At 29.9% G+C, this 15,089-nt stretch carries 15 protein-coding genes; 2 read left to right on the top strand and 13 right to left on the bottom strand.

Annotated features, from left to right (window positions below):
- Positions 1 to 166 precede the first annotated feature (166 nt).
- From HMPREF3125_RS08890 to HMPREF3125_RS12845, 9 genes are all read right to left on the bottom strand, one after another.
- Complete coding sequence (locus HMPREF3125_RS08890; RefSeq protein WP_070453374.1) at positions 167 to 934, bottom strand: zinc-ribbon domain-containing protein; 768 nt, start codon at positions 932 to 934, stop codon at positions 167 to 169.
- Positions 935 to 1,111: 177 nt separating this feature from the next.
- Complete coding sequence (locus HMPREF3125_RS08895; protein ID WP_070453292.1) at positions 1,112 to 2,233, bottom strand: 5,10-methylene-tetrahydrofolate dehydrogenase; 1,122 nt, start codon at positions 2,231 to 2,233, stop codon at positions 1,112 to 1,114.
- Positions 2,233 to 3,417 carry a voltage-gated chloride channel family protein gene (locus HMPREF3125_RS08900; RefSeq protein ID WP_017636665.1) on the bottom strand — a complete coding sequence of 395 codons (1,185 nt, stop codon included), beginning with the start codon at positions 3,415 to 3,417 and terminating at the stop codon, positions 2,233 to 2,235. The genes HMPREF3125_RS08895 and HMPREF3125_RS08900 overlap by 1 nt, the downstream gene beginning before the upstream one ends.
- Positions 3,418 to 3,775: 358 nt before the next feature.
- Positions 3,776 to 4,477 (bottom strand): DUF4064 domain-containing protein, encoded by a 702-nt coding sequence (locus HMPREF3125_RS08905; protein ID WP_070453295.1) that lies wholly within the window; start codon positions 4,475 to 4,477, stop codon positions 3,776 to 3,778.
- Between the two features lie 122 nt (positions 4,478 to 4,599).
- Entirely contained in the window at positions 4,600 to 6,606 is a 2,007-nt protein-coding gene (locus HMPREF3125_RS08910; protein WP_070453298.1) for an FtsX-like permease family protein, read from the bottom strand.
- Between the two features lie 5 nt (positions 6,607 to 6,611).
- Complete coding sequence (locus HMPREF3125_RS08915) at positions 6,612 to 7,364, bottom strand: ABC transporter ATP-binding protein (RefSeq protein ID WP_070453301.1); 753 nt, start codon at positions 7,362 to 7,364, stop codon at positions 6,612 to 6,614.
- 106 nt (positions 7,365 to 7,470) lie between these two features.
- Complete coding sequence (locus HMPREF3125_RS08920) at positions 7,471 to 8,364, bottom strand: sensor histidine kinase (RefSeq protein WP_046466949.1); 894 nt, start codon at positions 8,362 to 8,364, stop codon at positions 7,471 to 7,473.
- A 5-nt stretch (positions 8,365 to 8,369) separates the two neighbouring features.
- Entirely contained in the window at positions 8,370 to 9,035 is a 666-nt protein-coding gene (locus HMPREF3125_RS08925; RefSeq protein ID WP_046466948.1) for a response regulator transcription factor, read from the bottom strand.
- Positions 9,036 to 9,056: 21 nt separating this feature from the next.
- Complete coding sequence (locus HMPREF3125_RS12845; RefSeq protein WP_176745292.1) at positions 9,057 to 9,224, bottom strand: hypothetical protein; 168 nt, start codon at positions 9,222 to 9,224, stop codon at positions 9,057 to 9,059.
- Between the two features lie 266 nt (positions 9,225 to 9,490).
- On the opposite strand from HMPREF3125_RS12845, the gene HMPREF3125_RS08930 reads away from it, so the two are divergent.
- Entirely contained in the window at positions 9,491 to 10,945 is a 1,455-nt protein-coding gene (locus HMPREF3125_RS08930; protein WP_029055919.1) for an alkaline phosphatase, read from the top strand.
- Positions 10,946 to 11,035: 90 nt separating this feature from the next.
- Here HMPREF3125_RS08930 and HMPREF3125_RS08935 read toward each other — a convergent pair whose 3' ends face one another.
- Together HMPREF3125_RS08935 and HMPREF3125_RS08940 are read right to left on the bottom strand one after the other, a co-directional pair.
- On the bottom strand, positions 11,036 to 11,137 hold the full coding sequence (locus HMPREF3125_RS08935) for an SE2200 family small protein (RefSeq protein WP_017637237.1): 102 nt from the start codon (positions 11,135 to 11,137) through the stop codon (positions 11,036 to 11,038).
- A gap of 233 nt (positions 11,138 to 11,370) precedes the next feature.
- Positions 11,371 to 11,820, bottom strand: coding sequence for a MarR family winged helix-turn-helix transcriptional regulator (locus HMPREF3125_RS08940; RefSeq protein WP_070453304.1), 450 nt, complete (start codon positions 11,818 to 11,820; stop codon positions 11,371 to 11,373).
- A 166-nt stretch (positions 11,821 to 11,986) separates the two neighbouring features.
- Here HMPREF3125_RS08940 and HMPREF3125_RS08945 point away from each other — a divergent pair, with 166 nt between their 5' ends.
- On the top strand, positions 11,987 to 13,627 hold the full coding sequence (locus HMPREF3125_RS08945; RefSeq protein ID WP_070453307.1) for an alpha-keto acid decarboxylase family protein: 1,641 nt from the start codon (positions 11,987 to 11,989) through the stop codon (positions 13,625 to 13,627).
- A gap of 86 nt (positions 13,628 to 13,713) precedes the next feature.
- On the opposite strand, the gene HMPREF3125_RS08950 is transcribed toward HMPREF3125_RS08945, so the two are convergent.
- Together HMPREF3125_RS08950 and argF are read right to left on the bottom strand one after the other, a co-directional pair.
- The gene (locus HMPREF3125_RS08950; protein ID WP_070453311.1) at positions 13,714 to 13,926 is read right to left on the bottom strand and encodes a hypothetical protein; all 213 of its coding nucleotides are present in this window, start codon (positions 13,924 to 13,926) and stop codon (positions 13,714 to 13,716) included.
- A 23-nt stretch (positions 13,927 to 13,949) separates the two neighbouring features.
- Positions 13,950 to 14,957, bottom strand: coding sequence for an ornithine carbamoyltransferase (gene argF, locus HMPREF3125_RS08955; RefSeq protein WP_070453314.1), 1,008 nt, complete (start codon positions 14,955 to 14,957; stop codon positions 13,950 to 13,952).
- Between the last annotated feature and the right edge of the window lie 132 nt (positions 14,958 to 15,089).

Raw genomic sequence — 15,089 nt, forward strand, 5'->3', positions numbered from 1 at the left:
CCCTCATAAATAATGTTAATACTCTAGTCATTTTAATAGATGTAACTTTGTAGAATGCTAATCTAAGATAGTTTCTACGAAAACGAGAGTATAAAAAAACTGCCCACAAAGTCATATACTTTGTCGACAGTCTGATTCAACCAGATTTAACTGATTATTTATCCAATTACAATTGATCCATATTTTCAATTAAAGTGATTTTGCCTTTTTTACTATGCACAACGACTGAGAAATCATTATTTTTATTACTATCGTAAATCAATTCATCGCCTTTACGTTCATCTGGCTCATTATATACGTCTGTAAAATCATCTTCTGATACATTCGAAGGTGCTACACCCACTCGATCAACTTTATCACCAGAATATAACACGGCTAAATCACCATATTTTTCATAATATGTTTGGCCCCCATCAACTTTGCCTGTAGGCTTGCCAAATTTACTTTCAACTTCTTTTCTCGTCATATCTTCATAAATGCCTTTGTAACCATCAGTAGAAGCAGATTTCATATAACCTTGATCGAAGTTACTACTAAATACATCAATCGTTGGTGCTTTTTCTGAACCTTTTTTATCATTTGATGCGTTATCATTTGATTTACTAGTATCTTTAGATTTTTTATTTGTCTCTGTAGTTTGATTATCGTCAGAACTATTATTGATTACATTGTTATAAAAATAATAAGCGCCATATAACAATGCTGCTATCAATAGAATAAAGATAATTGATAAAATCACGATCCATATCGGTTTTTTAGTCTTTTTATTTTGTTGAGGGTTATATTGATTACGATCTGGATACTGTTGATTAGTTTGTTCATTTTGTGATGCCGATGAAGTTGCTTTATCCTGATTATTTAAAGACTTCCCACATTTATTACAAAATGCTTGCCCAGACTTTAATTCATTTCCACAATTGGGACAATATTTCATTTTCATCGTTCCCTTCTCTCAATAATCGTTCACAGTTTATAGTTTTAAAAATATTGTTATACAATATTTTAAATTAATTTATGTAAAATGACTATCTTTTCTTTTACATTTTTAAAATTAATTGTTTTAATCCTATCAATTAATAAAAAAGTACCGCTCCAAAAAGGGCGATACTTTTTATGAATCCTGGTCTTGATGTGTGTCTTCATATCGAATGCGTTGTCGATAACCATACGTACTTTCTTTTATTAATTTTTCATCGAGTAATCCAGCACCAATAGCACCTGCTACTGTGGAAATAGATGCTGCAAACCAAGGAATGCTTAAATATAAATCATGGCCAGCTGGACCTTTAAGACTAATTTGTTTTCCTAAGAAATCTGCTGGTAAAAGAACTAATTCTGCGAATAAAAACATTAAATAGAGAATAATATAATATATGATAATTGCAATAAACAATGTCATAACAGTTGTTAAATTATATAATAAGGTGATTCTTTTATTTTTGCTGTGCTTTGAAGATTCCCACAGATCATGTGACACCATAATCCATAGCAACATACCTAATATTGCAATAATAGAGATACCAAATAATCGCCACATTGAGAAATTGTCAGCCATCTGCCACATGGTAGTAAATATTAAACCAAAGGCGCCTGTAGTAAAAGCGATAGCTACAATATTACTTAAACTAGCCATCATATTGAGTGGATTGTTCGCAAATGTCATGCCGCTAACTAACCTAAACATACCTCTTGTTCTAGAGCTTGATAAATATCGTGTATGATGAGTCTCTGTATTTTCTAAATATACTTGCGTTTTATCGATTTTAGATAAAGGAAACTGTTGCTTTATACTTTGTTCAATATTGTTATTTTCATCATAGTCACGATGATCTTGTTCAGCATGATGCACTTCATTGATAATTGTTAAAATCGCACTTTTAAAACGCTTTTTAACTGGTCTCCAACCAAATGCAGGATAAGAAAAGATAGCAGCACCATTTTTCATATTAATATCTACAGCCATCACACGATGTTGATGAAAAATAGGTAAATCTGTAATTGCAAGAACGTAATCCCACTCAAGTTCATCGTGATACTCTTGAACTTTACTAAATATATCTTCTACATTTTCAGCATAACCAGTCAGAGGATCGACAACTAAGTCAATTTCCCATTCATATTGATTTTCATTTTGATCAGATAAAATATCAGGAACATCTTCCATTATTTTTTCTGCAAGTGCTTCTGTAACACCAGGTGCTACTACTAAACCAATCATTTTTCGTTGCGACATTAGCGTCCCTCCTCTCTGTGCTCTTGTTTCTTGCCTTTGTTTAAATCATCATTACGATCATCACTTGAAGATTGCTGTTCCACTTCTTGATGTGATGGATCATGTTGCTGTTCTTCCTCTTGTTGTTCTTCTTGAGCTTCTTTATAACGTTGGTACTGACGATATGAATAAGTAATCTTACGGATTTTTTCTTCATTTTCAACTGTTGATCCCATTGCACCAGCTAATAAACCAAGTGAGGAAACAAACCAAATTAATCTAACGTAATTCATAAATGTAAATTCAGCTTGTGCACTTGTCCAACTATTAAATAAACTTACTGGTACGAATAAGGTAATACTTATAGTTAACAGTATATATAATACAAAATAGTTAATAAGAGTAATGACAACAAGTGTCAACATTGTAGTCGCATTATATATCCATCTATAAGTCCTTTGAGATTTAGCTGTTTTTCTTTCAATTAATCTATGGGCGTAAAAAAGCCAACCTGCCATCCCAACTATTGATATAATCATTAAGATAATAAATCTTAATGGTGAATAAATAACACTGAGTTCCCATGGCATTGAAAAAATTGAGACATATGTTCCAGTCGCAAAGGCTACAGAAATAATTTTTTTAAAGTTAAATACATTCTTCCACGGCTTATTTGCTCGTGTTAAGCCACATATTAACTGAATCCAACTTATTAACATTAATGTATTGATATAGCGTCTTTTAGCGGATTCATCTTCTGCAGGTTCAACAGAACGTAAATGTATGAGGGGGTGTGTACTAGGTTTCTTTAAGGGTTCATTATAATAAAGTTGTTCAATCATAGTTGTGATACTACTGATTAACTTTCGTTTTAAATCAATTGCTCCTAATGAGGGTAATGACAACATTGCAACTTGTTTGTCATTATCAAAATCACTCACTACAACTCTTTTTCCTGAAATACTTGGAAGATCCGTCACACATATTGCAAAATCCCAATTTTTTTCATTTTTAATTTGTTCAGCTTTATCAACACTTTCGTGTACATCTTCCGCAGATCCAATGATTAAATCTTCTTTTACATCAAAGTTCCACTGACTATCATCGTTAATTCGTTGTGATAATAAGCGTTTTACTTTAGGAATGATTTTTGTCACATGCTCGTGCGCTACGCCTGGAGATGGTACTAAACCTACTGTATACATCGTCATACCTCCTTTCTTTATATAATTTTTGAAACTTTGGTCTAATTACCTATTATTAATAAAAATAGCAGAAACTATTTTAGTATATATAAATATAATGATATGCAAATCTTATTATTACCTAACTTTTCCTTTTTAAACCTTTTAAAAAGAATTAGCAGACAATAATACATAATAACTGTATTTATTAACATTTACAAACAATCTTTTTATACATTTACTTTTTTTAGCAAATAATAGTCTAAAATAAATAAGTTTAATCTCAAACACAAAACACCTTGAAAGGAACTCAATTGATTTCCTTTCAAGGTGTTGAATTAAAAATAAGCCTATTTACTTTTTATAGATATTACTTTAATTATTTCTCTTTATTATCGTTAAAACGACGTGTTACTTCGTCAGTGAAATCATCTTTGTTAGAATCGTCTTTTTTTAATTTATCTTTTTGACGACTTAATTCTTCGTGATGATTATGTTCATTAAAGTGATCATCTTCTCTATGTTCTTCTTCATATGAATCACGTTGATTGTCATAATCATTATGATTATCTACTACACGGTCATTTCTTTTTTCATCAGTTTCATGATGACGTTGATTATCGTTATGTTGATCATTAGTATGATGTTCATTATTTCTATGCTTGTCATCATTATGATTGTCTACTTGTTTGTTTTTTCTAACTAATAACATAATACCAGCAATTATCCAGAATAATGCTGCTATCCAGTTCATCACTAATGATAGGACTCCTGCAATTAATAATAAGATACCTGCTAATTTTGCATGTTTTTTTATTAATAACGTTGCAATTATTGCAATTACAAAAATAACTAAACCGTATATTAGACCTACTTTAAAGATTGAAGGTAATAATTCAGACATGTGTGATGTTGAGTCTACGGCCGGATTAGAAGCTGCTTGTTCTTTCGCTTGTCTTTTTATTTCACTTTGCACTTCACTTCTTCCACCAAATAATGATGCTACCCCTAAAATTAATATTACAAATAATTGAGTAATGATCCCTAACCAAGCAAGGATGCGTTCAATTGTTCTTTTCATCAATTTACACCTCTTTCTCTATTTCTTAATCATTACCCAAATGAATATTAATATATGCTTAAATTATTAAATTAAATTCATAAAATTTTAATTATCCCTATTATATCAATGTTTAATAAGTATTATTTCTTTAATTGTTTTACTAATTTTGTAAATAAATAAGATGTCATTTTATACATAATAAAATAAATTATACCTACAATGAGAACAATACTTATAAAGCTTGTAATATATATACCTATGTATACTTCTCCAAACAAACCTAAAATTTCATATATAATTTTAGAAGCAAATAATGTATGAATGATAGCTACGATAAAAGGAATACTAAATAACCATATTAATTGTTGATCCAATATGTGTTTGATTTTCTGATTATCAATACCTAAATGTTCCATAGTAAGATAATTTTGAACATCTTCTTGTGCTTCAGAAACTTGCTTGTAATAAATAATTAAAAATATGCCAATAAATAGAACTAATGATACTAAACTTCCAACAAATATAAGTCCTCCATTAATGTTGTACCAAACGTTCTTAAATTGCTCATAAGTACTAATATCTATATCATGTTTTCGTTCAATCTCATGTATTATCGGTGAATCATTTCCTTTTAACTCATAGTCATTAAACTCTATCGTCGTATTTGTTAAATGCATGTTCGATTGTGATGTCGACTTGTTATAGTAGTTAACTATTTGATTTAATTCCCTATCATTTTTCACTATCAAATTAATATTTTCACTGAATCTTAGAGAATTAACGTTAGTCTGATGGACACGTTTTATATGGTAAGGTTTACCTTGTATGACTATTTTGTCAGAATCATCTAGAATATTCATATTAGTGTTTACGCCAACTTCATTATCTTTAAGATGGAGATGACGATTAAATTGATTATAGTCATTTAAATTCATAGCCGTTATAAATATATTTTTATTACTCCCTGGATCAATATTAAATTTATTTGGTGTTTCACTCGGTTTTAATAATCTTTGATATTCTGAATTAGCATCCAAATATACATTAAACAATGATTGCGTATAAACTTTAGACGTATCAGCATTCGTCTTCTGTTTAATATCATTAATTACTTTTTTTACTTTTTTAGCCGTTTGTTGATTATGATGATAGTCGCCATCTACACTTGTAACGTATTGGTTTTTCCACATTTTATTTACATTTTTATCTAAACCTCTATATGTAGTTACTGTCATCCCTAAAGTAACAATTAAGAAAGTACAAAGTAGTGCTATGCTCGCCAAACCAATAGCATTAGATTTCATGCGTGTTCTTAGACCAGAAATTAAAAAGAAATGCTTAGGTTGATAATAATACTTTGGCAATTTTTGTAATCTTTCTATTATAAGCACACTGAATGAAACAAATAATAAATAAGTACCAGAAAACACGAAAAATATAGCTATAAACAATGCAAAAAAAGATTCAACAGGCGTATTGTCCTGCAATGCAATTCTATAACCATTGCCCACAAGAATAATGCCTACAAGTAGAAGTATATAATTGATCACTTTTTTATAACGTCGCTTGTGATAAACCTTTTTATTAATTAATTGCATAGGATTTTGTAGCGTGATTTTAAATTGATTAATCATAAAAAGTAATAACATCACTATAAATAACAACAATAATGTAATCCACATTGCTTTAACATCAAATGGATATGCACGTAAACTAGTTTGATGACCTGTCGTAATTTTATTGATTAACATAAAGAATAATGATCCAAATAAATATCCACCCACGATACTAATTATCGTTATAATGCAGTATTTTATTATATGTTCAATAAGTAACATCACTCTAATATGTTTCTTTTCCATTCCTAAAATAAGATACAGTGAAAATGTCTTTTGTTGTTGTTTCATTACAAATTGATTGGCATAAATGATAAAAATGACAGCTAATAATGACATGAATACATTACCAATAATTGCAAACATACCTAGCATTTGGTGATGTTGTTGTATATATGAATTAGTCGTAATAGATAATAATATGTATTCTATAGCAAATATAATACTTGAAGATAAAATAAATGGTAAGATGATATGTCGTTGTGTTACAAAATGACGCTTAACCATAGTCCAAATCATCGAAAAGGGCATCTCATTTACTCCCTCCCATTATTTAAGATAGCTAAACTATCAGCAATTCGCTTTTGATATTCTGATTGTCTTTCTTCTCCACGATAAATTTCATGGTACAAACGTCCATCTTTTATAAATATGACTCTATTCGCATATGAAGCATCAATATTAGAATGAGTCACCATCAAAATCGTTTGTAATTGTTGTTGATTAATTTGTTGAAATAATTGCATTAAATGTTTTGAACTTTTCGAATCAAGTGCACCAGTGGGCTCATCAGCTAATAAAATTTGGGGTTGTGTAATAAGCGCTCTTGCTATAGCTACTCGTTGCTTTTGTCCTCCAGAAATTTGGTTAGGAAATTGATTTAATATATCACTAATATTAAGACGCTGAGCTAAGTTATCAATACGCTGTTGCATAACTTTAACTGGTTTATTAGCTAAAACTAATGGTATTAAAATATTATCTTTGTTAGTCATTGAATCTAATAAATTAAAGTCTTGAAAGACAAAACCTAATTGTTCCCGTCGAAATGAAGCGATATCTTTCGATTTCAGTGATGCTAATGATTGACCATTGATTTGAATCGTTCCTTCTGTCAATTGATCGAACGTCGCAATAAGTTGAAGTAAAGTTGTTTTTCCAGAACCTGATTCTCCCATAATAGCTACAAATTCACCTTTATCAACAAATAAATTCATATCACTTAATGCTTCTGTCCTATTTAGCCCCTTGCCAAACACTTTTTTAACTTGCTTCACTTCTAATAACATATGGACGCTCCTTTCCTAATCATTACCTATTTTATATTAAAAAATAACCAACAACATTTATAATTTCTTACAAATTTTGTTGGTTACCTTACAATTTTGAAAGTTATCATTCTCTTGGAAAATCAATCGTAAATTGCGTACCACTGTTTAATTTTGATTCTACTTCAACGTTTAAATTAAGATGTTGAGATATGTGTTTAACAATAAATAAACCTATACCACTAGATGATTCATTAAGACTCCCATTATATCCAGAATATCCTTTGTCAAAGATTTTCGGTAAATCTGCTTGGCTAATACCTATACCATTATCTTTGATATGTAATTGTTTTGTTTCTGAGTTAAAGTTAATCCAAATATCTTTGCCACGTGCATACTTTAATGCATTATTTAACAACTGTTCTATTAATATAGATGCCCATTGTGCATCGGTTAATACGTTATCATCAACTGATTGATAATGGATTTTAGTATTTTGTTCAATAAAATGTACACGATACTTCATAATTAAAGGCTTGATTAACTCGTCAATTTTTACTTCTGAAATACTCATATCAGAAGCTTCATTAAGTAATTTCAAATAACTTAATGCTAGACTAGTATAATTATCTATTTGTACTATTTCTTGTCTTACTTGATTAACAACATTATGTTCATTACGTTCTAATAATAATTGGGTGGCAGTAATAGGTGTTTTAATTTGATGTACCCATGTTAAAAAATAACTTTCAATATCTTTTTGATATTCAGCTTGTCGTTTTTTTGTTTCAAATAATTCTTCTTCAAGTACCTCTATTTTATGTTTAAGATTAACTTGTTTTTGAAATCCTAAATAACTAATCCACCAATAAATCAGCATAATAAATAAAACAATAGCAATACCAAGCAGCAATGCACTCATTGAAAGTGAAAATACAAAAAAGATCACAGCAAATAATAATAATATTAATGTGACGATTGCAATTTCATTTTTAATTGTTTTTATAAAAGGTAACATCATTTTATTTACACCCTATATCCAACATTTTTCTTCGTTTCAATAAAGTCTTTTAAACCAATTTGATTTAATTTCTTGCGCAGTCGCGTCATATTAACGGCTAATGTATTATCATCTATATAATTTTCAGATTCCCAACATTTTTCAATCAAAGCATTGCGTTTAACGAATTTCCCTTCATTTTGGAATAATAACTTTATGATTTGAAGTTCTGTTAAAGATAATTGTATTGCTTCTTCGTTATAAATAATTTTGGCCTCATCAATAATTAACTTACAACCTTTGACAGTTAATTCATCATTGGAAACTGCTAAATCATAGGTACGACGAAGTAAAGCTTGAACTTTAGCAACCGTTAATGATAAATTAAATGGCTTTTCTATGAAGTCATCGCCACCCATTTGGATAGCCATAATTTGATCCATATTATCCGTTCGAGAACTGATAAATATAATAGGCACATTAGAAATCTTTCTTATTTCTTGGCACCAATGAAATCCATTTAATGTCGGTAGATTAATATCTAACAATACTATGTCAGGTTGATATGTGATGAAGTCATCTAAAATATTTGAGAATTGTTTAGCTATACTTACCTCATAATTCCAATTTTTAAGTTCATTAGCTAAACTTTCTGCAATGACAAAATCATCTTCTACTATAAAAATCTTCATTAAGATACACCTTTCGTTGCGCTAAATTGTTTTATCTTGATGTTTATCTTTTTCATCAGTTTGATGTTGAATATGATTTTCATTTTGATTGTTTTTAGCTTCTTGGTTCTTTTTTCTTCTTTTTTCTACATAAATACTTAAAGCAATAAAACCTACTATAAATAATGGGGATAACATGACAAATATCATTTTCTTCACCTCAGTCATATTAGCTTAAGAAGTTACGATGGTAAATACACACCTTAATTTCTCTTACTACACTGTATTTATTATCTATTTTACATCTTTATTATAAAAAATACATTTGTTATGAGTGATTTACTTTTACATTTCTTAATGTAATTAAAATTTATTATAGATTTACAATCTATTTACATGAATATCATAAACAGTCAAAATTATTTTCTTATAATTAAAATGTAATGAGTATATACATATTTTAGGAGGCTTTTTTAATGAAATCTTTTAAACATATTGGTAAGTATTTGTTGTCGGGTAGCATAGTCGCTGCAACATTATTAAGTACGACAAATATATCTTCAGCTTCAGAAACAAATGCTGATAAAAGTAAGGATAAAAACAAAGATGACGCAGTAGCCTTCGGTAATACTAAAAATCCAAAAAATGTCATCTTTTTAGTGGGTGATGGTATGGGTCCATCATTTAATACGGCCTATCGTTATTACCAAAATGATCCATCTGCAAAATCTATGAATCCTACCACTTTTGATAAATACTTAAAGGGTACGAATCGTACATATCCAAACGATCCTAAAGAAAACGTGACAGACTCAGCTGCAGGAGCAACTGCATTTAGTTCTGGTCATAAAACGTATAATGGTGCCATTGGTGTAGACGAAAATAAGAAAAAAGTTAAAACAGTTTTAGAAGACGCTAAAGAAAAAGGCAAATCAACTGGATTAGTATCAACTGCTGAACTCACTGACGCAACACCAGCTGCCTATGCTTCTCATGTAGATTCAAGAGATAAAAAAGACGAGATTGCTAAACAATTTTATAAAGATAAAATTAATGGCAAACATAAGGTAGATGTACTTTTAGGTGGTGGCTCTAAATACTTTGGCAAAGAGAACGGCAATCTTGATGAAAAATTTAAAAAAGATGGCTACGATGTAGTATCTAACAAAAATGAGCTTAATCAATCTAGCAAAAAACAAGTATTAGGATTGTTCTCAGAAGAAGATATGCCGCTTCAAATTGATGCGCCAAATAGTAACCCATTATTAGTTGATATGGAAAAAAGTGCTTTAAGTAAACTTGAAAAAAATGATAAAGGATTCTTCCTAATGGTAGAAGGTGCTTCTATTGATAAATCTGCTCATCCAAACGATGTAACAGGTGTCATGTCTGAAATGCAAGGCTTTGATAAAGCATTTTCAAATGCTATTGATTATGCGAAAAATCATAAAGATACACTAGTTGTGGCTACAGCTGACCATTCTACTGGTGGTATGACAATTGCAAAAGGCAAAGATTATAAATGGAATCCTCAAGCCATACATCAAATGAAACATTCTGGCTCATATATGACTAAAGAAATCGCATCAGGAAAAGATCCTGAAAAAGTTATTAAAGAAGGCTATGGCATTGATTTCCCTAAAGAACAAATGGATAAAGTTAAAAAAGAAGCTAAAAAGCTTAAAAAATTAACTAAAAAAAGTAAAGATGACGAAGATCCTAAAGTAGAAGAACAAACAACACATCTTCAAGATGCAATCCAAAAACCAATTAATGATGAATCTCATACTGGTTGGACAACATATGGTCATACTGGTGAAGATGTTAATACTTATGCATATGGTCCTGGTTCTAAAAAATTTACAGGTAATAAAGAAAATACTGATAGTGCTAAAAACATATTCGACTTTTTCGCTAATGACGTCAAATAATGATTGAAAAAAATGATTGAAAAAAATCCGGGATGAGTAATACCTCATCTCGGATTAATTTCATGTATACAGTTATATTAAATATCTAAATTAATATTCAATATTTGGCGCTTGGTTTACATGGTTTTGATATCTTTTAAAAGCATAGTAACCTGCACCAACTAAAGTTAAAAGTATAGCTAATTTTTTCATCATCAAAACTCCTTTTCAATTTATTCATTTCAATTATCGCTTTGAAATTCTTATGACATAATTATACACTTTTTTCCAATAATTTTAAAAACCTTAATCTAATAGGATTGAAAAAACATAAATTAAATTTAATATACTTAACACAAATATACAGAATGAGTATGAATGACAACTGTTTCAGGAGAACTTTTTAATTAGATATAAAACGATATATGTTTATAAAATATCTTTTATTACTCTTGTCCTTTTAAATGTTCTATATGTTTAAAACCATCTCTTTGAATTGCTAGTTCTTCCATAATATCGTACCAATTATGACCTACTTTTTGTTGGATTGTTTGTAATAAGTGGTCTTGAGCATAATTAAGTTCATTGATTAACGCGTTCCCACTGTCAGTTGAATATAACTGTTTTACTCGACGGTCTTTGTCGGACGTTTTCTCTATGATAAGTCCCTTTTCTTTTAGAGTTTTTAATGTAGCATGCGAACCTTGTTTTGAAATTTCCAAAGTTTGTAATAACTCTTTAATAGTAATACCTGGTAATTTATTGATAAAAAATAAAAACCGGTGATGCTGACGACTCATGCCATATTGTTCAATAATGTCGTCGGCAGTTGTAACAAAGGTTTTATATGCGAAGTAAAACAACATATGTTCATAATCATTTTTATTTGTCGACATTTGCTTTCTTTCCTTTTCTTATGTTTAAGACTTATTATAATAAAAATTCAGTATTTCGTCATGTTTATACTTATAACTAGAAAGGTCAAGTTAGTTGACTTTATAATCTTAAAAAGTTATCTTTTAAATGTAATATACAAATACATAAACGAAGGTGGAATGAGTTATGAAACAACGTGTAGGACAATATTTGATGAATGCAGTACACGCTGCAGGAGTAGATAAAATATTCGGTGTCCCTGGCGATTTTAACTTAGCCTTTTTAGACGATATAATTTCACATGAACACGTAGAGTGGATTGGCAATACGAATGAATTAAACGCTAGCTATGCTGCAGATGGTTATTCACGAATCAATGGTTTAGGTGCATTAGTCACTACTTTTGGTGTAGGTGAATTAAGTGCTGTCAATGGTATTGCAGGTTCTTATGCCGAACGCGTACCAGTAATTGCAATTACTGGGGCACCTACTCGAGCGGTTGAATCTGCTGGTAAATATGTTCACCACTCATTAGGTGAAGGTAAATTTGATGATTACAGAAAAATGTTTGAACCCATTACTACAGCTCAAGGATACATTACACCTGACAATGCAACGACAGAAATTCCAAGACTAATTCAAGAAGCTATAAATGAACGTCGCCCAGTTCATATCCACTTGCCTATTGATGTAGCTATGACTGAAATAGATGTGACTTCAACGTTCCAACCTAAACAATCAACAGAACAGGATATCTCTAGCTATATCAAAATGATTGAAGATAAATTGAATGCTGCTAAGCAACCTGTTATTATTGCAGGTCATGAAATTAATAGTTTTGGATTACATTCAGAGCTAGAACGATTTGTTAATCAAACAAATATCCCAGTAGCACAACTTTCTTTAGGTAAAGGTGCCTTTAATGAGGAAAATGAACACTATCTTGGAATCTTTGATGGTAGTATTGCTGAAGAAAATGTTAAAAACTATGTTAACCAAAGCGATGCCATCTTAAATATTGGTGCTAAATTAACTGACTCTGCAACAGCAGGTTTCTCATATGAATTCGATATAGATGATGTCGTTATGTTAAATCACAACTATTTTAAAATGAATGAAACAACTTCAAACGATATTGCTTTACCTAACTTATTAAAAGGATTAATGAATATTTCATATAAAAATACATCTGATTTCCCTTCATATGTTAGAGAAGAAAATAACGATTATATATTAGATGATCAACCTTTAACACAAGCAACTTATTTCAAGATGATGCAAGAATTCATACAACTTGATGATATTTTAATAGCTGATCAAGGAACGTCATTCTTCGGTGCATATGACTTATCTTTATATAAAGATAATACATTTATAGGTCAACCTTTATGGGGCTCAATTGGTTATACATTACCTGCCACACTAGGCACTCAAATTGCTGCGCCTAACAGAAGAAATATTTTATTAATCGGAGATGGCTCATTACAATTAACTGTCCAATCATTATCTACTATAATTAGACAGCAATTGAAACCTGTTATATTTGTTATTAATAACGATGGTTATACGGTTGAAAGATTAATTCATGGTATGAAAGAACCTTATAATGATATTCATATGTGGGATTATAAAGCGTTACCTGCTGTGTTTGGTGGCGATAATGTTGCAGTTCATGATGTCAACACATCCCATGAACTTAAAGATGCTTTTGAAAACATAAACGCTAATAATGATCGTATGCATTTCGTCGAAGTCAAAATGGCTGTTGAAGATGCACCAACTAAATTAAGCGATATTGCAAAAGCATTTGCTTCACAAAATAAATAATTAAGCATTAACTTCATATAACAACTTACTTGTATAGAAATCCTCTTGAATAATGAAATTTAGATCATTATTCAAGAGGATTGTTTTTATTGATGCTGAATCATTTTTTCTTCTTCTAATTTTTCAATAACATGATTAATAGTCTGTTCCTGTATTTCTGATTTAATATCTTCATGTATTTCATCTTTAATCATAGGATATAAATGATCAATAATTTGTTTACTTGCAATTTCACCTATCTCTATTTCATATTTTTGATAAAGAAACGATTTTAATTCTTTAGAGACTTCTATAATCATATATATCACCTCTTTTTAATGATTTATTTTAATCCTCCTAAAGTTAATGCCATTATTGCTTTAATTGAATGTAAACGATTCTCTGCTTGCTTAAAAATAATAGAATACGAACTATTAAATACTTCATCAGTAATCTCCATTTCAGAGAGTCCATATTTCTGATAAACTTCGTTACCTACTTTAGTTTGTGTATTATGGAAAGCTGGCAAACAATGTAGTACTTTTACATTCGGATTTTGAACTTTTTTAATTATTGACATGTTCACTTGATAAGGTTTTAACATTGCTACACGTTCTTCTATAACATTTTCAGGTTCTCCCATTGAAAACCAAACATCAGTATATAGAGCATCTGTTTGATATATTGTATTATCTATTTCACTACTTAATTGTATTGTCGCCCCAGTTTGTTGTGCGTATTCTTTAGCCATAGTCACTACTTTTTCTTGTGGTAATCGTGACGTAGGTGCAACAATGTTTACATTGACACCTAATAAAGCGCCTGTAACTAATAAATCACTAGCAACATTATTTTGAGCGTCACCTATAAAAGTCAACGTTTTCCCTTCCAATGTACCCCATTCCTCTTTTAAAGTCATGAAGTCAGCTAACATTTGAGTAGGATGCCATTCATTCGTTAACCCATTCCAAACTGGTACATTTGCATATCTTGCTAATGTTTCCACATCATCATGTTCATGCCCTCTAAATTCAATACCATCATACATACTTCCCAATACTTTAGCAGTATCATAAATAGATTCTTTTTTACCTAAATGAATTTCATTTTGACCAAAATAATCAACATTCATTCCTAAATCATGTGCCGCTACACTGAAAGCAGCTCGAGTACGTGTTGATGGTTTTTCAAAAATAATAGCTATATTTTTATTTGGAAGTAATTGATGTGATTGATTATTTTTCTTTTCATCTTTTAATTGTCGTGCTTTTTCAATAATATAATTCAATTCTTCTTTAGTATAATCAGTCGATTTTAAAAAACATTTACCTTCAAAGTTAAATTCTCTCATGTCATCAACTCCTTGATAACATATTACAATAAAATTAATATAGATTCAATATAATGATTATTTATGCATGAATTAAAAAGCGCTTTTCCCTTTGTTATTCTGATTAGTTGCTATCTAATCTGAAGCAAAATA

The sequence above is a fragment of the Staphylococcus sp. HMSC13A10 genome, assembly GCF_001808005.1.
Lineage (GTDB): Bacteria > Bacillota > Bacilli > Staphylococcales > Staphylococcaceae > Staphylococcus > Staphylococcus pasteuri.